Source organism: Rhodanobacter glycinis, assembly GCF_006438785.1.
Classification (GTDB): domain Bacteria; phylum Pseudomonadota; class Gammaproteobacteria; order Xanthomonadales; family Rhodanobacteraceae; genus Rhodanobacter; species Rhodanobacter glycinis_A.
On record NZ_RCZB01000003.1, the window covers coordinates 149,669 to 170,305 of the forward strand.

Genomic DNA, 20,637 nt, shown 5'->3' on the forward strand with positions numbered 1-20,637 from the left:
CGGACCACGCCTCATGCCGCAAATACTGCTACATCTATACTCTGCCATGTTTTGACTCAGGTCTCGCTATCTCCACACCATGCTAATTTTCAAACGTTTGCTGCGCTGGGCTTTGCTCCTGGCTTTTTCCGGTTTGCTTCTGGCAGTTATTGCGGTTGGCGTGGCGTACTGGCTGATAGCTCCGAGACTGCCATCGGTGGCCGACCTCAAGGATTACCACATGCAGGTGCCGCTGCGCGTACTCAGCGCGGACGGCAAGCTGATTGCCAGTTTCGGCGAAACCCGGCGCATTCCGGTTGACATCGAAAACGTGCCTGATCGACTCAAGCACGCGGTGCTGTCGGCCGAAGACGCGGACTTCTATCACCATCCCGGCGTGGACTGGCGTGGCATTGCACGCGCCGGCTGGCACGTCATCGTGACAGGCGGCGACAAGGGTTCCGGTGGCTCGACCATCACCCAGCAGGTCGCCCGCAACTTCTTCCTGAGCCCGGAAAAGCTCTATTCGCGCAAGCTCACCGAAATCTTCATTGCCCTGCGCATCGAGCATGAACTGAGCAAGGATCAGATCCTCGAGCTGTATCTCAACAAGATGTTCCTGGGTCACCGCTCGTACGGCGTGGGCGCCGCGACGGAGTATTACTACGGGAAGACGCTGGATCAGTTGACCGTGGCCGAATGCGCGCTGATCGCCTCGACCTTCCAGCTGCCATCGGCGGTCAATCCGATCAACAATCCCAAGCGTGCGATCGCCAGGCGCAACTGGGTGCTGGGCGAGATGCTCCGGCATGACTACATCACCAAGCCGGTCTACGAGCAGGCGATTGCCGAGCCTAATCACGCCTACCCGCATGAGCAGCCGATCGAGGTGGATGCGCCTTACCTGGCGGAAATGGTGCGCCGGCAGGTGCTGGACCGGTTCGGCAACGATGCGCTCACAAATGGCTATGTGGTTCGGACGACATTGCAGAGCAATCGCCAGCAGACGGCCGTGGAGGCCCTGCGCAATGGCCTGATCGCCTACGACCACCGACACGGCTGGCGCGGAGCCGAAGCCCACCAGGACCTGCCCGCCAGCGCCGGTGAGGCGGAATACGACGCCCTGCTCTCCAGCTATACCGGTGTCTCGGGGCTGCAACCGGGCCTGGTGACGGCCAGCGATGCGAAGCAGGCAACGGTCTATCTGCCCACCCATGAGAACGTGATTCTCGATCTTGCCGCCATGAGCTGGGCGCGCCCGCATATCAATGACGATCGCGTTGGCGCCGCGCCGGTGAGTGTCGACAGCGTGCTCAAGCGCGGCGACATCATCCGGCTTGCGCGCGACGACAAGGGCGAGTGGCAGCTTGCGCAGATTCCTGCCGCCCAGGCGGCGTTGACCTCGATCAATCCGGAGGACGGCTCGATCCAGGCACTGGTCGGCGGTTTCAATTTCGTGCGCAGCAAATTCAATCGCGCGGTGACGGCGGCGCGCCAGCCTGGTTCAAGCTTCAAGCCCTACCTGTATTCGGGCGCATTCGATCGCGGCTTCACCCCATCGTCGATCATCAACGACGCACCGCTGGCCCTGCCCGATCCGTCGAAGCCGAACGGTATCTGGACGCCATCCAACGACGACGACAAGTTCGCCGGTCCGATGCGCTTGCGCGAAGCGCTGGTGCAGTCGAAGAACCTGGTTTCGGTGCGCCTGCTCGATGCGATCGGCGTGCGCTACATGCGCGAGTACGCCACCCGGTTCGGCTTTTCGCTCGATGCGATTCCGGCCAACCTGTCGATGGCGCTGGGTACCGCGTCGGTGTCGCCGATGAGTATGGCTCGCGGCTATGCCGTGTTCGCCAATGGCGGCTATCTGGTCACGCCGTACTTCATCCATGAGATCGACGACCGCGACGGCAAGCCGCTATACGTGGCCAACCCCGCACGCGCCTGCCGCAGCTGTCAGGAGCGCCTGCTCGATACGCGCCCGCCCGGACCGCCGCCAGCCGACATGAATCCGACCCCCGCCAACAACCTGGCCAGCACCGACGGCACACCCGCGGAGTCGAGCAGCGTCGATGGTGTCGGTGAGGCCGTTCTGCCCGCCGACGTACATGGCGATAACGCGCATCCGCCGGTGCTCGCACCGCAGGTCATCGAGGTCCGCAACGACTACCTCACCACTTCGTTGATGAAGGACGTGATCTTGCGCGGTACCGGCTCGGCCGCGCGCGCGCTGGACCGGGCGGACCTGGCCGGCAAGACCGGCTCCACCAACGATCATCGCGATGCCTGGTTCGTCGGGTTCAACGGCGACCTGTCCACCGCGGTGTGGGTCGGCTTCGACGACTACTCATCGCTGGGCCACGGCGAGTTCGGCGCCAAGGCGGCGCTGCCGATTTGGATGGATTACATGGGCAGCGCGCTGAAGGATCAACCGCTGAGCACGTTGCCGATGCCACCGGGAATCAGTACGGTATTGATCAATCGCCAGAACGGGCTCCCCACTTCCGCGGACGATCCGAATGGCATGAACGAGATGTTCAAGGTGGAAGACATCGATCGCCTGCGCAACCAGGCCGCCCAGCAGAAGGACCAGGATCAACAGCACGCCTACGACATCTTCTGAACCACCGGGCAGTTCGAGACCATGCCGGTTTCGTCCCTGCTGCCATTTGCCGATTGACGAGGAGTGAGCCATGTCCCGAGGCGAACACCACCGAATCCACGCACATGACCGGCTGCAGCGCAATCGTCTGCGCATCGCCCAGGAAGCAGCCCGCCTGATGAGCGAGCACGGCATCCGCGATTTTCATCACGCCAAGTTGAAGGCGGCCGAACGGCTGGGCATCCTCGAAACGCAGGCGTTGCCGCGCAACCTGGAGATTGAGCAGGCATTGCGCGAACACCAGCGCCTGTTCCTCGCCGACAGTCAGCCGCAACTGTTGCGACAGCGGCGCGAAGCCGCGGTCGAAGCCATGCGTTTCCTTGCCGCGTTCGAGCCGCGACTGGTCGGCGCCGTACTAGAGGGCACCGCTGATGCGCACTCGGCGGTTTGCCTGCACGTATTCAGCGATGACCCCGAAGCGGTCGGCTTGTATCTGCGCGAACACGGCGTGCCGATCGAGACGCAGACCCGACGGCTGCGCAACAGTCGCGATGACCAGCCCGAATACCCGGTGCTCCTGTTTGCCGCCGACGACCTTCCGTTCGATCTCACCGTGCTGCCGCGCGATGCGCTACGCCAGGCTCCGCTGGATCGAACCGATGATCGACCGATGCGCCGCGCCGCACTAGCCCAGGTGGAAATGCTGCTGGGCGAAGACTCCGACCACGGTTTCGAGCAACGATTGACCGCCGTATTGCGCTGAGCCGGCTTGGCGCTGCCGCAAACACAAACGCCCCGGTCAAGGCAGGGGCGTTTGCTGTCTGGTTCGCTGGCACTCGATCAACGAAAACCGCCGATCACCGCCTGGCTGTCGGCATGTAGTCGCGCACATCGGAGCCGGTGTAGATCTGGCGTGGACGACCGATTCGCGATCCGGGTGTTTCGTGCTGCTCGATCCAGTGCGCGATCCAGCCGGCAGTGCGCGCGATGGCGAACATCACGGTGAACATCTCGGTGGGAATGCCCAGCGCCTTGTAGATGATGCCCGAGTAGAAGTCGACGTTCGGATACAGCTTGCGCTCGACGAAGTAGTCGTCCTTCAGTGCCGCCTCTTCCAGCTTCATCGCCACATCCAGCAGCGGGTCGTTGACGCCCAGCTCGGCCAACACCTTGTGGCACATCTCGCGAATGATCTTCGCGCGCGGGTCGAAGTTCTTGTACACGCGGTGACCGAAGCCCATCAGGCGGAAGCTGTCGTTCTTGTCCTTGGCGCGCAGGATCGCCGATTCGACGTTGTCCGGTGTGCCGATCTCTTCCAGCTGCTTGAGCACCGCCTCGTTGGCGCCGCCATGCGCCGGACCCCACAGCGCGGTGATGCCCGCTGCGATCGACGCGTACGGATTGGCACCGGTCGAACCGACCAGGCGCACCGTGGAGGTGGACGCATTCTGTTCGTGGTCGGCATGCAGGATGAACAGCAGGTCCAGTGCTTTGGCGGCCACCGGGTTCATCTGCAACGGCTCGCTCGGCACTTCGAACATCATATGCAGGAAGCGATCGACGTATTCCAGGTTGTTGCGCGGATAACGCAGCGGCCAGCCCACCGAGTAGCGGTAGCAGGCGGCGGCGATCGTCGGCATCTTGGCGATCAGGCGGATCGCGGCGAGCTTGCGATCGGCCGGGTCGTCCACGCTCAGGTCGTCGTGGTAGAACGCCGACAGCGAGGCAACCGCTGCAGCGAGCATCGCCATCGGATGCGCGTCATGATGGAAGCCCTGGAAGAAATTCTTCAGCGACTCGTGCAGCATCGTGTGATGCGAGACGTCGTGCTCGAACGCGGCGAACTCAGCCGGCTTCGGCAGCTCGCCGTTCAGCAGCAGATACGCCACTTCGAGAAAGCTGGAATTCGTCGCCAGCTGCTCGATCGGGTAACCGCGATACAGCAGCACGCCCTGATCGCCATCGATATAGGTGATCGCGCTCTTGGTGCTGGCGGTGCTGCCATAGCCGGGATCGTAGGTGAAGTGGCCGGTGTCCTTGTACAGCGTGCCGATGTCGATGCACGCCGGGCCGAGCGTGCCGCTGATCAGTGGCAGTTCACTGCTGCGGTTGCTCGACTCATCCAGCAGCTTGACGATCTTGGGATCAGACACGGAAACCTCCTTCATGTGGGTCACCACCGGCAGCAACCGCAATGACGGTGCCGTCCGGCGAGGGAATGCTGGCATCGCATGCCGGGGAAAGCATGCGACGCAATGGACGTCATGGCGCCAGCTCACCGACCATTATCGCACAAGGCCCCGCCTGCATTCGATGGCGAATGGTCGAAGCCCAGACACGAAAAAACACGGGGCAAGCCTGCGCTCGCCCCGTGTCCGGAATCGGATCTGTTTGACCATCGCGATGCGATGGTCGCTTCCGTCATTACTCTTTGACGGAACCCGCATAGCGGCGACGGAACTTGTCGACGCGGCCGCCGACATCCAGCGACTTCTGCTTGCCGGTGTAGAACGGGTGCGAATGGCTGGAGATATCCACCTTGATCAGCGGGTACTCACTGCCGTCTTCCCACTTGATGGTTTCCTTGCTGGACATGGTCGACTTGGTCAGGAACGCGAAGTCGGACGACAGGTCCTGGAACACCACCGGGTTGTAGTTCGGATGGATATCAGGCTTCATGACAGGCTCTAAAGCGGTGGTGAAAAGAGCGGCATTGTAACGAGGAAGCGGCCAACCACGCAAGTCCGGGGCCAACTTGACTCCGGAGCGGCTCGGGTCAGTCTGGTGCGCCCAAGGCACGCCGCACCATCGCAGCGAAGCGGGCCTGATCCACTTCCAGCACGATATTCGCCTGGGCCGGCTGACCCAGCCGCGCGACCCAGTCGACCACGGTGGCACCGCGGGTCAGGCGACCATCCAGCTCCACCGCGACGGCGCGGATCTCGCTGCGGGTGACGATGCCCGGATCAAGCGCCACCGCCATCGCCAGCGCATCGGCAGCGATCACCCCGCTGCGATCGTGCTTCGCGTTGTAACCACGCGCCGCGCCCACGATCTGCCCGAAGAAATCGGCACGCTGATCGCCGGCCGCCAGCCAGCCATCGAACTCGGCATCACCGAATGCGTGCCGCAAGGTGGCTTCCCAGTCGACCAGGTCGAACGAGGGAAACGCTTCGAACACCACATGCGCCGCCTCGGGATCGAAGCCGATATTGAATTCGGCAGGCACCTTGCCGGTATTGCCATGCCCGGTCACCGCGCCGCCCATCACCACCAGCCGAGCCACCCGCAGTGGCAGCGTCGGGTCCAGCCGCAAGGCCAGGGCCAGGTTGGTCAGCGGCCCCAGTGCCACCAGGATCAATTCGCCCGGCCGCTCGCGAGTCAGGCGCAGCAACGCCAGCGCGGCCGGTTCGTCGGAGAGCGCCGCGACCGGCTCGGGGAAGCCGATATCGCCGAAGCCGTCCTGCCCGTGCACAAAGGCGGCGTCCTCTTCCGGCGCACGCACCAGCGGCATGGCGCAACCGGCAAACACCGGCGTGTCGCCGCCGAGCAGATCGACCAGCGTGCGCGCATTGCGCACGGTGTGGCCGAGGCCGACATTGCCGGCCGCGATGCTCAGGCCGGCGATGTCGGCATGCGCATGGGCCATCATTATCGCCAGCGCGTCGTCGACGCCCGGGTCGGTATCAATCAGCAGTTGCGGTCTGGTCATGGTGCGTTGTCGTGGGTTAGCTGGTCAGTGTATTCGATGGGAATGGATGAGCGGGAACGTGGATCCGCGAGCGGATTTGACGCCACGCTTCGCGGCTCTGCCATTCCTGGCTTTCCGCTTCTGACACCTCGCAGCTCATGCATGCACGTAACGTGCGGCACCGCCGATCCAGCGCTCGATGAGCTGTTCGGTCTGTCGCGGATACTCCGCCAACATGTGCTCGCCGACCTGTTGCACCGCCGGCAACAGGTGCGCGTCGCGGGTCAGGTCGGCGATGCGGAAGCTGAGCTGACCAGTCTGGCGGGTGCCCAGCACTTCGCCCGGTCCGCGCAACTCCAGGTCCTTCTCGGCGATGCGGAAGCCATCGCTGGTGTCGCGCATCACCTGCAGCCGCTCGCGCGCCAACTGGCCCAACGGCGGCTGATACAGCAGCACGCAATTGGACGCCACCGCGCCGCGCCCCACCCGACCGCGCAACTGGTGCAGCTGGGCCAGGCCCAAACGCTCGCTGTTCTCGATCACCATCAGGCTCGCGTTCGGCACGTCCACGCCGACTTCGATCACGGTAGTGGCGACCAGCACCGCCAGCTCACCGGCCTTGAACGCATCCATCACCGCTTGCTTCTCCTTCGGCTTCATGCGGCCGTGAATCAGGCCGACCTTGAAGCCGGTCAGCGCGGCGGACAGTTCGCCGTGTGCCACTTCGGCGGCCTGCGCGCGCAGCTGCTCGGATTCCTCGATCAGCGTGCACACCCAGTACACCTGCCGGCCCTCCGCACAGGCGGCGTGGATGCGCGCGATCACCTCGATCCGTCGCGCATTCGAGATCGCGATGGTCTGCACCGGCGTGCGGCCGGGCGGCAGCTCGTCGATCGACGACACGTCCAGATCGGCATAAGCGCTCATCGCCAGCGTGCGCGGGATCGGCGTGGCTGTCAGCACCAGTTGGTGCGGCACCAGCTCGCCCTCCTTGCCTTTGTCGCGCAGCGCCAGGCGCTGCTGCACGCCGAAGCGGTGCTGTTCGTCGACGATAACCAGGCCTAGCCGCGCGAACGTCACGCCCTCCTGCATCAACGCGTGCGTGCCGATCACCACTGGCGCGCCGGCAGCGACGCGCTCCAATGCCAGCTTGCGTGGCTTGCCGGTCACCTTGCCGGCCAGCCACTCAACCTCGATGCCGAGCGGCCGCAGCCAGTGCCGGAAATTGTGCAGGTGCTGTTCGGCCAGCAGCTCGGTCGGTGCCATCAGTGCAATCTGCTGACCCGACTCCACTGCCATCAGCGCCGCCAGCGCCGCGACTACCGTCTTGCCGCTGCCGACATCGCCCTGCACCAGCCGCAGCATCGGCCGCGGCCGGCCCAGGTCCCGGGCAATTTCCGTGCTGACGCGGTGCTGCGCCGCGGTGAGCTGGAACGGCAGTCCGGCGAGCAGTTGCCGGCGCAACTCGCCGTCGCCACCCAGCCTGGGCGCATGCCGGCTGCGCACGGCGGCACGCATGCGCTTCAGGCTCAGGTGCTGGGTCAGCAATTCCTCGAATGCCAGCCGCTGTTGCGCCGGATGCTGGCCCAGCGTCAGCTGGCCGAGATGGGCGTCCGGCGGCGGTCGATGCACATACAGCAGCGCCTCTCGCAGGGAGGTGAGCCCGTACTCGGCGCACAGTCCGGGCGGGATCAGTTCCAGTTGCTCCGCCGGTGGCAGCAGCGCCAGCGCCTTGCCGATCACGCCAGCCAGCCGCTTCGGGCCCAGGCCCTCGGTGGTCGGGTACACCGGGCTCAGCAACTCGTCGACGGTGGCTGACTCGTCCCCGCTCAGGCGCTGGTAGTTGGGATGCACCATCTCCAGGCCCTGTGCGCCGTGGCGCACTTCGCCGTAGCAGAGCAGTCGCGTGCCCGGCAACAATTGTTCGGCCTGCGCGCGGTTGAAATGGAAGAAGCGCAACAGCAAAGTCTGACCGCCGGCATCACCGATCGCCACCTTCAGCTGCGGACGGTAGCGAAACCCACGCTCGACCGCCTCGACCACACCTTCGACCTGCGCCCGCTCACCCACGCGCAGATTGGCGATCGCGGTGACCCGGGTCTTGTCCTCGTAGCGCAGGGGCAGGTGGAACCACAGGTCCTGCACCCGCTCCAGCCCAAGCCGGACCAGCGACGCGACCAGCGCCGGGCCAACGCCAGCCAGCGCACCGACCGGCGTGATGCCGGGGTCGGTGCCGATGACGGGAGCAGGACGGGCGATGCGGGTAGCCATGACCTGCAAGCCTAACCGAGCACCACCTGCTGCCGTAAGCCAGCCACCGACGCGAGTTGTCGGCGCTGGCCGCGGCCTGGAATCAGGCCATCCTCATCACGCCAGCACCATCACCGCATCGACCTCGACCTGTGCAGCCTTAGGCAGGGCGGACACTTCGATGGTGGAGCGCGCCGGATACGGCTGCAGGAAATACTCGGCCATCACGGCGTTGACCGCGGCAAAGTTCGCCAGATCGGTGACGTAGATGCCGACACGGACGATCTGCGCCAGCGAACCGCCGGCCGCCTGCGCCACCGCGGCGAGGTTGTCGAATACACGTCGCGTTTGCGCGGCAATGTCACCGTCGACCAGCGCGCCAGTGGCCGGATCCAGCGGAATCTGGCCGGAGAAATACACGGTGCTGCCCGCGCGCACAGCCTGCGAATACGGGCCGATCGCAGCCGGAGCCTGATCGGTGGAGATGATGGAGAGGGACATCGGCGAAACCTCGCGTGATCGAAAACGCGAGTGTATGACGGGAAGCACGGGACGACGAACAAGTGGCAACAGCGTCGCTTCATGTTCCCGGGTTTGCATCCTCGCTACGCGGCCCTCGTCCCTGCCCTACAGCGGATACCGATACGCTCCGCTGACCACGCCGGTGCGGCGCACGCGACGAATCACGTCAGCCAGGTGCTTGCGGTTCTTCACTTCCATCGCGAAGAGCAAGGTCGCGGCGGCAGCATCGCGTTCCACATACTCCACGTTCTCGATGTTGGAGTCGGCGGCAGCGATCGCGGCGGCCACCGTGGCCAGCACGCCGGGGCGATTGATCACTTCGATGCGCAATTCAGCGCGGTAGTCACCCTGCACGTCGCGATCCCATTCGATCGCCACGGATCGCTCGGGCGACTTGCGCAGCTCGACCACGTTCGGGCATTCCTCGCGATGCACCACGATGCCCTTGCCGGATGACAGGTAACCAATGATGTCGTCGCCGGGCAGTGGATGACAGCAGTTGGCGAAGCTGAGCACGCCGCGTTCGGCCCCGGTGATGCGGATCTTCTCGGACGCCTGCGGCGACGCCTGCGGAGCCTTGCCGCTACGCTTGCCGCGTGAGGCGAGCAACTGGCTGGCGACCATGTCGGGCATGCGATTGCCCAACGCGATGTCGGACAGCAGCTCCTCCAGCCGCTTGAGCTTGGAGGCTTCGAGGAAGCGATCCAGCACCGCCGCCGGAATGGCGTCCAGGCTGCTGCCCTGCGCGTCGAGTGCGCGATCGAGCATGCGGTGGCCGAAGTCGACCGCGTCCTCGTGCTGCAGATGTTTCAGGTATTGCCGGATCGCGGTACGTGCCTTGCCGGTGACCACCACCTCAAGCCACGCCGGATTCGGCACCGCCGACGGCGCGGTGATGATTTCTACCAGTTGCCCCGACTCCAGCCGGGTGCGCAGCGGCAGCAGCTTCTTGTCGACCCGCGCGGCCACGGCGTGATCGCCCACATCGGTATGCACCGCGTAGGCGAAGTCCAGCGCAGTCGCATTGCGTGGCAGCGAAAGAATGTGGCCACGCGGAGTGAACAGGTAGACCTCGTCGGGGAACAGGTCGATCTTGACGTTTTCGATGAATTCCGCGGACGAAACGGTATGCGCCGAACTGTCCGCCAACGACGACAGCCACTCGCGCGCGCGCGCCTGCGCACTGTTGGCCGGGCCACTTTCGGTCTTGTACGCCCAGTGCGCGGCAACGCCGCTCTCGGCCACTGACTCCATCTCGGCGGTGCGGATCTGAACCTCGATCGGCGCCCCGAATGGCCCCAGCAGCACGGTGTGCAGCGACTGGTAACCGTTCGCCTTGGGGATCGCGATGAAATCCTTGAAGCGCTTGTCCACCGGCTTGTACAGCGCATGCACCACGCCCAGCGCCATATAGCAGCTCATCGCGCTGTCGACGACCACGCGAAAGCCGTAGACGTCCATCAGCTGGGCAAAACTCTTGTGCTCGCCGCGCATCTTCGAATAGATGCTCCACGGCGACTTGATCCGGCCCACCACGCGACTCTGCAGGTGATCGGCGCTGAGCCGCGTCGACAAGGCCGCTTCGATCTTGCCCATCGCCTCGCGACGGTTGCCGATGGCGGCACGGATGCGTTCGCTGATCACGCGGTAGCGATCCGGATAAAGCGCGCGGAAGCCCAGATCCTGCAGCTCGGCCTTGAACTTGTTCATGCCCAAGCGCTGCGCGATCGGGGCGAAGATTTCCAGCGTTTCGCGCGCAATACGGCGGCGCGAGTCGGAGTCCTTGGCACCCAGCGTGCGCATGTTGTGCAGGCGATCGGCCAGCTTGATCAGGATGACCCGGATGTCGCGCGCCATCGCCAGCAGCATCTTGCGGAAACTTTCCGCATCGGCCTCCTGGCGGCTGCCGAAACGCATCTTGTCCAGCTTGGTGACGCCGTCGACCAGTTCGGCCACGACGTCGCCGAACTCGGCGGCCAGCGCTTCACGACTGAGCTCGGTGTCTTCCAGGGTGTCGTGCAGGATCGCCGCGATGATTGTCTCGGCGTCCAGCCCCAGTTCGGCGAGGATGCCGGCAACAGCCACCGGGTGGGTGATGTACGGCTCACCGCTCTTGCGCTCCTGCCCGGCATGCGCCTGCGCGCCGATCTGGAACGCGCGCAGCACGCGCTCGACCTGTGCGTTGGACAGGTAGGCGATGCGCTCTTTCAATGCCAGCACGTAAGGTGGCAACGCGGACAGGTCGACCGAAGCGGGATGGGCAGCCGCAGTCATCGGTACTGGCGCCAGCTCAGGCGCGCATCTCGCGACAGGAAAAACCAACGGCTGCCGGGCGCGCGCATCCCATCACACCGGACCTGCCGGTGTGGCGGACGCGCGTTCTACAGCAGCCGCCATCCATCAGTCGTCGCCGCCCTTGGACAGGTCGTCGTCAACTTCCGCTGCGGCCCACTCCAGCGCTTCACGCTCGGCGCGCTCGCGCTCGGCCTTGTCGATCTGGTCGATCGTGGCCTGATCGATGCGGCGGGCGGCAATCTCGCGCAGGGCCAGCACGGTCGGCTTGTCGTGGTCGGGATTGACGGCCGGTTCGGCGCCCTTTTCCAGCTGGCGTGCGCGCTTGGTTGCCATCAGCACCAGCTCGAAACGGTTGTCGACCACCTCGAGGCAGTCTTCAACGGTAATACGTGCCATGCGAAATCCTCAAAGAATAAATGACTTATACGGTCGGACAGTGTAGCCAGCGGGTGCTTTGCTGGCAATGCGGGTGGCGCGTATCATGGCGGGCTGGCCACGGAACGGCGCGTCTCTGCGAAAGCACACCGAAAGCCGTGCACGATATAAAACCAGACAGTACACTTATGCTGTCTCCCAGACGCGAATCCCCGCACCAATGCCCTCTCCGCATCGATTCACCTCTTTGAACCGCTGGTTGCCCGTGCTTGCGATAGCGTTGCTGGCCGGCTGCACGATTGCCAAGCCGCGCACCGACGATCCGCTGGAGAAGTACAACCGCGGCGCGTACAAATTCAACGATGCGCTGGATAAGGCGGTGATCCGTCCGGTTGCGCTGGGTTACCGCAAGGTCACCAACCCGCCCGTGCGCCGCTCATTCAGCGACTTCTTCACCAATATCCGCATGCCGGTCACAGTGGCCAATGATCTGCTGCAGGCACGCCCGAAGCAGGCGCTGCAGAGTACCGGCCGGTTCCTGGTCAACCTGACTCTGGGCATCGGCGGATTCTTCGACCCGGCCAGTCAGCTCGGGTTGCCGCTGGAAGACAACGATTTCGGCATCACCCTGGCGCGCTGGGGCGCTCCGGAAGGCGACTACCTAATGTTGCCATTCCTGGGGCCGAGTACCGCCCGCGACATCTGGCAGCGGCCGGTCGACAGTTACTTCTTCGACCCATTGACCCTGTTTGCCAACAATCACCACTACAACGGCCTGCAGTACGTGCCGCAGATAATGTATCTGGTCACTATCCGATCGCGCGCCATCGACGCGGAGAACTTCCTGCAGTCCGCCTATGATCCTTATGTATTCATTCGCGATGCGTATCGGCAGCAGCGTTTGTACAAGATCTACGACGGCAACCCACCGGTTGAGATCATCCAGCAGATGCAGGGGCTGGACGAGCAGAATTTCGACCCTGAGCAACTGCTGGATCAACAGCATCAGTGGGAAATCAAGCATCCGGACCAGGCAACCCAGAAGCCGTAGACAAGATTTGTACTTATGAAATGAAGAAAGGGCCTCGCGGCCCCTTCTTCATTTCTTCCGGCGGGACACCAGTTCAGACCATCAGTCGATCGACTTCACAGACCTGCGCCAGCACCCGCATACCCGCCGGCATGTTGATGACCTGCAGAGTCTGCCCGCACCGGTCAGCCTCGGCCGCGACGGCAAGTACACAGGCGAGACCGGCGCTGTCGCTGTGACGGACACCGACCAGATCGAGCTGGCCCACCGCGCCACCGGCCAGAGCTGCCTGGATCGTCTGCAGCGCCGCTGCCGCGGTGTCGAAGCTCAACACGCCACTTACACCCAGCGTGCCCGGCGTGCCGGTATCCAGCTGGAAACCGCGACCGGTCGAGCTCGTCACGGTTTGTCCTTGTTGTCTTTGGCCATCGTCGCCAGCGCCTTCTCGCCCTGGGTCTCGAGGTTGGTGATCAACTGCTCGATGCCCACCTTGCGAATCTCGGCATCCACCTGGTTGCGGTAGTTGGTCACGTAGGAAATGCCCTCGATGATTACGTCGTAGGCCTTCCAGTCGCCACTGCGACCCTTGCGGAACGCGTAGTCGATCGACACCAGCTTGCCGTCGTCCAGCACCACCTGCGTGCGCACCACGGTGCGCTTGTCGTTGAGATCGCCGTTGAACGGCAGCACCTTGACCCGACCGCGCGTGTAGTTGAGCAGGCCTTCGGCATAACGATGGGTGATCGAGTTGTAGAACGCCTTGGCGAAGCGCTCGCGCTGCGCCGGCGTGGCCTCGCGGGCATGCTGGCCAAGCACCAGGATCGAGGCGTAGTCGAGGTCGAAATGCGGCAGAAACACCTCGTCGATGACGCTGATGAGTTTTTCCTGATTGTGCTTGAGCTCATCGCGATGCCCCTCGATCGCCGTGGCCAGCTGATCGGCAATGCTTTGCACGACCTGGACCGGCGTCTGCAGGGCCTGGGCCGAAGCGGCGGCAGGTGCGTCCTGGGCGAACACCGGAGCGGCGGCGATGCCGATGGCGATGGCGGTGGCAAAGGCCAGATTGCGCAACATGGGTAACTCCTTGAACGATACCGGCTCAGTGCTTGCCGGCGGGGGTGTCGGATTTGCCGTCGCCGGCATCCTTCTTGTCGGTGGAAGAACCGTTGACCAGGAACTTGCCGATCAGATCCTCCAGTTGCATCGCCGACTGGGTCAGGATCATCTCGTCACCGTCCTTGAGCATGTCAGGCGAGCCGCCGGGCTGGATCGCAACATACTGGGTGCCGATCAAACCGCTGGTGAACACCGCGGCGGCCGAATCGTCGGGAATCGTGTTGTAGCGCTTGTCGATCGCCAGCACGACCTGGGCATTCAACTTGACCGGATCGGCATGTACCGACTGCACGCTGCCGATCACCACGCCGGCCATCTTCACCGGCGCGCCGACCGAGAGCGAGCCGACATTGGTGAAGTCCGCCTTCACCGCATAGCTGCCGCCGACATTGTCCACCACGTTGCCGGCGCCGAAGAATTTGCCAAGCATCTCTTCCAGCGGCTCGGTCGACTTGGTTCGCGCCAGCGCGCCGCCGGCTGCCACGACCTGCTTGGCGCTGCCGTACTGGATACCCACGTACTGGTCGCCGAGCAGGCCACTGGTGAAGATCGTCGCCACCGAGTCCTGCGGAATCTTGTTGTAACTCTTGTCGATAGACAGCTTCACGTCAGCCACTTCGCGGCCTGGCGCCAAGGTGATCGACTGGACCTGACCGACCCGCACGCCAGCGATCTTCACCGGTGCACGTTCTTTCAGCTGGCCGATGTTGGTGAACTGGGTATCGAGGGTATAGCTGTCGCCCTGATGCACGTTAGCCACCGAACTGGTCTGGGTCGCCAGGTAGGCCAGCGCGGCAAAACCGAGCACGATGAACAGGCCGGTGCCGACGGCATAGGAACTTCTCGGTTGGCTCACGGCACGATCCTCGTTGAACAATGGGAAATAACGGTAATGGTCATGGCGACAGTCACATCAGCACTCACATGAGAAACGCGGTAAGCACAAAGTCCAGCGCCAGGATCGCGATCGACGAAGCGACCACGGTGCGCGTGGTGGCGTAGGCCACGCCTTCGCTGGTCGGCGGCGTGGTGAAGCCCTGGAACACCGCGATCAACGACACCACGGCACCGAACGCCAGGCTCTTCAGCAGCACGCCGTTGACGATGTCGGTACGCACGTCCACTTGCGCGGTCATGTTCGACCAGAACGTGCCGTTGTCGATGCCCAGCCAGGTGACGCCGACCAGGTGGCCACCGAATACCGCCATCGCGCAGAACACGCAGCACAGCAGCGGCATCGCGATCAGCCCAGCCAGGAAGCGCGGGGTGCCGACGTAGGCGATCGGATCGACGGCCATCATCTCCATCGCGGAAATCTGGTCGGTGGCGCGCATCAGGCCGATCTCGGCGGTGATCGCGGTGCCGGCGCGGCCGGCAAACAGCAAGGCCGTCACCACCGGCCCCAGTTCGCGGTACACCGACAGCGCCACCACCATGCCACTGGCCGAGGTGCCGCCGAAGATCGACAGCACGTGGTACAGCTGCAGCATCAGCACCATGCCGACGAACAGGCCGCAGACCATGATGATGGTCAGGCTCATCGCGCCGACGAACCATAACTGGCGGATCGTCTCGCGCACGTAGCGGAAGCTGCGCGGAATCGCCGCCAGCAAGGTCAGCAGGAACAAGCCGCAGTTGCCGATCTGGGTCAGCGACTGGGTCACCACGTTGTTGCCTTGCGGCGTGTGCTGGTTCATCGCTTCGCCTCGGCAAAACCCAGCTCGGTGGCGTAGTCGCCCGCCGGGTAGCGGAACGGTATCGGGCCATCCGCCTCGCCGCCGAAGAACTGACGGGTCCACGCTGAACCATCGCTGGCGATGGTCCTGGGATCACCCTGCGCCACCACCTTGCCGTTGGACAGCAGCATCACGTGGTCGGCGATCTGCTCCACCGCGGCCAGCTCGTGCGACACCAGCACGCTGGTGATGCCGAGCGTGCGATTGAGCGTGAGGATCAGCTTCAGCACCTGGTTCAGCGCTACCGGATCGAGCCCCACGAAAGGTTCGTCGTAGAGGATCAGCATCGGATCGAACACGATCGCGCGCGCCAGCGCGACCCGTCGCGCCATGCCGCCGGACAGCTCGTTCGGCATCAGCCGGGCGGCGCCGCGCAGGCCCACCGCCTGCAATTTCATCAGCACCAGATTGCGGATCAGCACCTCCGGCAGCCGGGTGTGCTGGCGCAGCGGAAACGCCACATTCTCGAACACGTCGAAATCGGTCAGCAGGGCCGAATTCTGGAACAGGTAACCCACCCCCTCGCGCATCTTGTACAGCTGTTCGCGCGACATGCCGGCCACGTTTTCGCCGTTGACCAGGATGCTGCCGGCGTCGGCGTGCATCTGGCCGGTGATGTGCTTGAGCAGGGTGGTCTTGCCGGTGCCGCTGGGACCCATGATCGACGTGATCTTGCCGCGCGGGATGTCCATATCCAGCGCGTCGAAGATGACCTTGCCGTTGAGTACCGTGGTCAGGCCACGGATCCGCACCAGGGTGGCATCGTCAGGCGTGGCGCGAACGGAGTCGGTCATGGGCGGCACAGGGATCGGGGAAGCGGACAAGGTAGCGGAAGCGCCGCGCGAAGACCATGCGCGGCGCGAATCGGGCGGTTCAGGTGTCGGCAGCCAGCAACTCGGCAATCAATGCCTCATGCCGCCGCCCCTGCAGCGCGCTGCGCAGGCGTACCGCGCGCACGATCGCCTGCAGGTCGGCCAACGCCTGGTCGAACACGTCGTTGACCAGGATATAGTCGAACTCATGGGCATGGGCGATCTCGCCGCGCGAATTGCGCAGGCGGCGCTCGATCACTTCGATACTGTCCGAGCCGCGTCCGCGCAGGCGTCTCTCAAGCTCGGCCCGCGACGGCGGCAGGATGAACACGCTGACGCAATCGGGCTTGCTGCGGCGGATCTGCTCGGCGCCCTGCCAGTCGATCTCCAGCAGCACATCGCGCCCCTGTGCCAGCAACTCCTGCACGGAAGTGCGCGAGGTGCCATAAAGGTTGCCGTGCACCTCGGCATGTTCGAGGAAGACGCCCTCCGCAATCTCGCGCTCGAACTCGCCGCGTTCAACGAAGTAGTAGTGCCGCCCGTACATCTCGCCGGTGCGCGGCGGTCGCGTGGTGTGCGACACCGAAAGCGAGATTCCGCTCTCGCGCTCGAGCAGCGCGTTGACCAGGGTGGACTTGCCGGCACCGGACGGTGCGGCAACCACGAACAAGGTGCCTTCGAGCGGCCTGCCGGAGACATCGATGGCGCTCATTCGATGTTCTGCACCTGTTCGCGCATCTGTTCGATCAACACCTTCAGTTCGACCGCCGCATTGGTGCTGCGCGCATCGACCGATTTGGAGCCCAGCGTGTTCGCCTCGCGGTTGAACTCCTGCATCAGGAAATCCAGCCGGCGGCCGACCGGTTCCTCGAGCCCCAGCACGCGGCGCGTCTCGCCGATGTGCGTGCTGAGCCGATCGAGTTCCTCGTCGACGTCGGTGCGGGTGATCTGCAGCACCAGTTCCTGCTCCAGCCGACCGGGTTCCACCGGTTGCTTCAGGTCGGCCAGCCGCGTTTCCAGCCGGGTGCGCAAGGCGGCGCGGATCTGCGGCATCCAGCCGCGGACCTCGTTGACCACGCGTTCGATGCCGTCCAGCTTGTCGCGCAGGATCTCGCCCAGCTTTTCGCCCTCGCGTTCGCGGGTGGCGGTGAGCGCATCCAGCGCGCGGTCGAGCACGTCGAACAGTGCCGCCTGCTGCGTTTCCGGATCGATCTCGGCCTGCTGCATCACCCCGGGGAAGCGCAGCAACTCGGTGAACTGCACCTGCAAGCCGGGGAACAGCGCGGTCACGTCGAGATTGAGTTCCGACAGACGCGACAGCAACGCGCCGTTGATCTGCAGCGATTCGCTGCGCGCATCGCCGCCACGCAGCCGCACGGTAAGGTCGAGCTTGCCGCGCGACAACTTCGCCGCAACACGCTCGCGCAGCTGCGACTCGAAACCACGCAGTTCGTCGGGCAGGCGCGGGCTCAACTCCAGATAGCGGTGGTTGACCGTACGCAGCTCGCAACTGAGCGTGCCGGCGGGGCCGGTGGTTTCGGCACTGGCGTATGCCGTCATGCTGCGGATCATCTGTGCGCCATCCGGACGTGGGGAAAGGGTGCAATGGTAAACTCTCCGGTCCCGCCTTGCCCAATCCGGCCAAGCGAAGTCAGGAATCACCCCATGAACCCCGTCACCCGCCCCAGCGGCCGCGCCAGCGACCAGCTGCGCACGGTCACCATCGAACGCCACTACACCCGCCACGCCGAAGGTTCGGTGCTGGTGAGCTTCGGCGACACCCGCGTGCTGTGCACCGCCAGCATCGAGGACCGCGCGCCGGCCTGGTTGCGCGGCAAGGGCGAGGGCTGGATCACCGCCGAATACGGCATGCTGCCGCGCGCCACGAATACCCGCATGCAGCGCGAGGCCGCACGCGGCGGCCAAGGCGGCCGCACGATGGAAATCCAGCGCCTGATCGGTCGTTCCCTGCGTGCCTGCGTCAACCGCCAGGCGCTGGGCGAACGCGTGATCACGCTGGACTGCGACGTGCTGCAGGCCGACGGCGGCACCCGCACCGCGGCGATCACCGGCGCCTACGTGGCGCTGGTCGACGCGGTGAACCTGCTGATGAAGCGCGAGAACCTCAAGCGCAACCCGATCGTCGGTGCCATCGCCGCGGTATCGGTCGGCATCTACCAGGGCACGCCGGTGCTCGACCTCGACTACGCCGAAGACGCGAACTGCGACACCGACATGAATGTCGTGATGAACGACGGCGGCGGTTTCATCGAGGTGCAGGGCACCGCCGAGGGTCACGCGTTCCGTCGCGACGAGATGGACGCGCTACTGGCGCTGGCCGAGAAAGGCATCGGCGAACTGGTCGCGGCGCAACGCGCGGCGCTGGCGCAGGGCTGAGCCCGATGCCGCGCATCGTCTTGGCCAGCAGCAATCCCGGCAAGCTCAGGGAGTTCGGTGCGCTGCTGGCCGACAGCGGCCTCGAAGTCGTGCCGCAGGCCAGCCTGGGCATCACCGACGCCGAGGAAACCGGCCTGACCTTCGTCGAGAACGCCCTGCTCAAGGCGCGCCACGCCGCGCAAGCCAGCAGCCTGCCCGCGCTGGCGGACGATTCGGGCCTGTGCGTGGAGCATCTTCAGGGCGCGCCAGGACTGTATTCGGCGCGCTACAGCGGTGGCCATGGCGATGCCGCGGCGAACAACGCCAAGCTGCTGCGTGAACTGGATGGCGTACCGATGGAACAACGCAGCGCGTTCTTCATCTGCGTGCTGGTGCTGCTGCAGCACGCCCACGATCCGGCACCGCTGATCGCCGAGGCACGCTGGCATGGCCGCATCCTCACCGAAGGCCGCGGCAGTGGCGGCTTCGGCTACAACCCGGTGTTCCTGCCCGAAGGTCATGACCAGAGCGTCGCCGAAATGGACGACGCACTGAAGAACCGGCTCAGCCATCGCGGCCAGGCCCTCGCGCTGCTGCACGATCGGCTGCGCGAACTGCACCCGTGAGTCTGCTCGCGCCACCGTTGTCGCTGTACATCCACATGCCGTGGTGCGTGAAGAAGTGCCCGTACTGCGACTTCAATTCGCACGGGCTGCGCAGCGAACCGCCGCCGTACGCCGATTATATCGACCACCTGCTGGCCGATCTGGATGCCGACCGCGTCGATTTCGCTGCGGCACTCGAAGGCCGGCCAGTCAGCAGCATCTTCTTCGGCGGTGGCACGCCGAGCCTGTTTTCGCCCGAGTTGATCGACCGCCTGCTCGACGGCGTGCGTGCGCGCGTGCCACTGGCCGATGACGCCGAGATCACCCTGGAGACCAACCCCGGCACGGTCGAGCACGGTCGCTTCGACGGTTACTTGGCGGCCGGCGTCAACCGCATTTCCTTCGGCGTGCAGAGCTTCGACGACGACAAACTGCGCCGACTCGGTCGCATCCATTCCACCGCTGAGGCGGAAGCGGCGGTGAAGTCGGCGCAGGATGCCGGCTACACCAACATCAACCTGGATCTGATGTACGCGCTGCCGCAGCAGACCCTGGATGGCGCGCTGGCCGACGTGGAGCGCGCGGTCGCGCTGGCACCCACGCACATCTCACACTATCAACTGACGCTGGAGCCGAACACCGCGTTCGCCGCCAACCCGCCGCCGCTGCCGGACGACGACCATGCCTGGGCGATGCAGGAAGCCTGCGAGGCGCGTCTCGCCGCCGCCGGCTACGGCCAGTACGAAATCTCCGCCTATGCGCAGCCCGGCCGGCGCTGCGTACACAACCTCAACTACTGGCAGTTCGGCGACTACCTCGGCATTGGCGCCGGCGCGCACGGCAAGCTCAGCGACGCGGCCAGCGGCCAGGTGCACCGGCGCTGGAAAACCCGCGGTCCGCGCGCCTACATGGAAGCGGCCGGCGGCACGGCGCGCGTGGGCGGCGACAGCGTGGTGGGTACCGCCGAACTCCCATTCGAGTACATGCTGAACGCGTTGCGCCTGGTCGACGGCGTACCGATGGCCGAATTCGCCGAGCGCACGGGCCTGCCACCCGAAAGCATCGCGGCGGCATTGGCCGATGCCCGCCAGCGCGGCTGGCTGCATGGCGATCCGCAGCGGCTGCATACCACCGCGCTGGGTCAGCGATTCCTCAACGATGTGATCACCAGTTTTCTGGACTGAATCCCACGGCTGACGATGGCATAGCCGCGGCATCCGGCATAGACTTGCCGCTCCGGGGGAA

Annotated in this window: 20 protein-coding genes; 6 read left to right on the top strand and 14 right to left on the bottom strand. The window is 64.8% G+C overall.

From position 1 onward, the window contains the following. The first annotated feature begins 79 nt into the window (after positions 1 to 79). Both EAH75_RS11235 and EAH75_RS11240 read left to right on the top strand, forming a co-directional pair. Positions 80 to 2,605, top strand: a complete 2,526-nt coding sequence (locus tag EAH75_RS11235; RefSeq protein ID WP_140805476.1) for a penicillin-binding protein 1A — start codon at positions 80 to 82, stop codon at positions 2,603 to 2,605. Between the two features lie 70 nt (positions 2,606 to 2,675). Continuing rightward, a complete protein-coding gene (locus tag EAH75_RS11240; RefSeq protein WP_140649296.1) occupies positions 2,676 to 3,347 on the top strand; it encodes a hypothetical protein in 672 nt (223 codons plus the stop codon). 94 nt (positions 3,348 to 3,441) lie between these two features. Here the strand turns inward: EAH75_RS11240 and EAH75_RS11245 are convergent, their stop codons facing one another. The 7 genes from EAH75_RS11245 to rpoZ form a co-directional block, all read right to left on the bottom strand. Continuing rightward, positions 3,442 to 4,737 (bottom strand): citrate synthase, encoded by a 1,296-nt coding sequence (locus tag EAH75_RS11245; protein ID WP_140805478.1) that lies wholly within the window; start codon positions 4,735 to 4,737, stop codon positions 3,442 to 3,444. 271 nt (positions 4,738 to 5,008) lie between these two features. Beyond that, positions 5,009 to 5,263, bottom strand: coding sequence for a type B 50S ribosomal protein L31 (locus EAH75_RS11250; RefSeq protein WP_113723472.1), 255 nt, complete (start codon positions 5,261 to 5,263; stop codon positions 5,009 to 5,011). Between the two features lie 97 nt (positions 5,264 to 5,360). Next, positions 5,361 to 6,296 carry a nucleoside hydrolase gene (locus tag EAH75_RS11255; RefSeq protein WP_140805480.1) on the bottom strand — a complete coding sequence of 312 codons (936 nt, stop codon included), beginning with the start codon at positions 6,294 to 6,296 and terminating at the stop codon, positions 5,361 to 5,363. Between the two features lie 135 nt (positions 6,297 to 6,431). Next, on the bottom strand, positions 6,432 to 8,546 hold the full coding sequence (gene recG / locus EAH75_RS11260) for an ATP-dependent DNA helicase RecG (RefSeq protein ID WP_140805482.1): 2,115 nt from the start codon (positions 8,544 to 8,546) through the stop codon (positions 6,432 to 6,434). A 96-nt stretch (positions 8,547 to 8,642) separates the two neighbouring features. Next, entirely contained in the window at positions 8,643 to 9,026 is a 384-nt protein-coding gene (locus EAH75_RS11265) for a RidA family protein (protein ID WP_140649288.1), read from the bottom strand. 126 nt (positions 9,027 to 9,152) lie between these two features. Further along, complete coding sequence (locus EAH75_RS11270) at positions 9,153 to 11,321, bottom strand: RelA/SpoT family protein (protein ID WP_140649286.1); 2,169 nt, start codon at positions 11,319 to 11,321, stop codon at positions 9,153 to 9,155. A gap of 126 nt (positions 11,322 to 11,447) precedes the next feature. Beyond that, positions 11,448 to 11,738: a DNA-directed RNA polymerase subunit omega gene (gene rpoZ, locus EAH75_RS11275; protein WP_007509529.1), complete on the bottom strand. Its 291-nt coding sequence runs from the start codon at positions 11,736 to 11,738 to the stop codon at positions 11,448 to 11,450. Positions 11,739 to 11,937: 199 nt separating this feature from the next. On the opposite strand from rpoZ, the gene EAH75_RS11280 reads away from it, so the two are divergent. Continuing rightward, positions 11,938 to 12,768, top strand: coding sequence for an MlaA family lipoprotein (locus EAH75_RS11280; RefSeq protein ID WP_140649284.1), 831 nt, complete (start codon positions 11,938 to 11,940; stop codon positions 12,766 to 12,768). Between the two features lie 73 nt (positions 12,769 to 12,841). Here the strand turns inward: EAH75_RS11280 and EAH75_RS11285 are convergent, their stop codons facing one another. From EAH75_RS11285 to EAH75_RS11315, 7 genes are all read right to left on the bottom strand, one after another. Then, positions 12,842 to 13,150, bottom strand: coding sequence for an STAS domain-containing protein (locus EAH75_RS11285; protein ID WP_140649282.1), 309 nt, complete (start codon positions 13,148 to 13,150; stop codon positions 12,842 to 12,844). Next, a complete protein-coding gene (locus tag EAH75_RS11290; RefSeq protein ID WP_140805484.1) occupies positions 13,147 to 13,821 on the bottom strand; it encodes an MlaC/ttg2D family ABC transporter substrate-binding protein in 675 nt (224 codons plus the stop codon). Before EAH75_RS11290 ends, EAH75_RS11285 begins: the two co-directional genes overlap by 4 nt. A gap of 25 nt (positions 13,822 to 13,846) precedes the next feature. Beyond that, a complete protein-coding gene (gene mlaD, locus EAH75_RS11295) occupies positions 13,847 to 14,719 on the bottom strand; it encodes an outer membrane lipid asymmetry maintenance protein MlaD (protein ID WP_140805486.1) in 873 nt (290 codons plus the stop codon). 64 nt (positions 14,720 to 14,783) lie between these two features. Next, complete coding sequence (gene mlaE / locus EAH75_RS11300) at positions 14,784 to 15,560, bottom strand: lipid asymmetry maintenance ABC transporter permease subunit MlaE (RefSeq protein WP_140805488.1); 777 nt, start codon at positions 15,558 to 15,560, stop codon at positions 14,784 to 14,786. Beyond that, the gene (locus EAH75_RS11305; RefSeq protein ID WP_140805490.1) at positions 15,557 to 16,393 is read right to left on the bottom strand and encodes an ABC transporter ATP-binding protein; all 837 of its coding nucleotides are present in this window, start codon (positions 16,391 to 16,393) and stop codon (positions 15,557 to 15,559) included. Before EAH75_RS11305 ends, mlaE begins: the two co-directional genes overlap by 4 nt. Before the next feature lie 79 nt (positions 16,394 to 16,472). Beyond that, positions 16,473 to 17,123: a guanylate kinase gene (gmk, locus tag EAH75_RS11310; RefSeq protein ID WP_140805491.1), complete on the bottom strand. Its 651-nt coding sequence runs from the start codon at positions 17,121 to 17,123 to the stop codon at positions 16,473 to 16,475. Further along, positions 17,120 to 17,983 (bottom strand): YicC/YloC family endoribonuclease, encoded by an 864-nt coding sequence (locus EAH75_RS11315; protein ID WP_140649268.1) that lies wholly within the window; start codon positions 17,981 to 17,983, stop codon positions 17,120 to 17,122. The genes gmk and EAH75_RS11315 overlap by 4 nt, the downstream gene beginning before the upstream one ends. 93 nt (positions 17,984 to 18,076) lie before the next feature. Here EAH75_RS11315 and rph point away from each other — a divergent pair, with 93 nt between their 5' ends. From rph to hemW, 3 genes are read left to right on the top strand one after another with little or no spacing between them, the layout of a single operon-like run. Beyond that, a complete protein-coding gene (gene rph / locus EAH75_RS11320; RefSeq protein ID WP_140649265.1) occupies positions 18,077 to 18,808 on the top strand; it encodes a ribonuclease PH in 732 nt (243 codons plus the stop codon). A gap of 5 nt (positions 18,809 to 18,813) precedes the next feature. Then, the gene (gene rdgB / locus EAH75_RS11325; RefSeq protein ID WP_140805492.1) at positions 18,814 to 19,413 is read left to right on the top strand and encodes an RdgB/HAM1 family non-canonical purine NTP pyrophosphatase; all 600 of its coding nucleotides are present in this window, start codon (positions 18,814 to 18,816) and stop codon (positions 19,411 to 19,413) included. Further along, the gene (gene hemW, locus EAH75_RS11330) at positions 19,410 to 20,576 is read left to right on the top strand and encodes a radical SAM family heme chaperone HemW (protein WP_140805493.1); all 1,167 of its coding nucleotides are present in this window, start codon (positions 19,410 to 19,412) and stop codon (positions 20,574 to 20,576) included. The genes rdgB and hemW overlap by 4 nt, the downstream gene beginning before the upstream one ends. Positions 20,577 to 20,637: the final 61 nt, after the last annotated feature.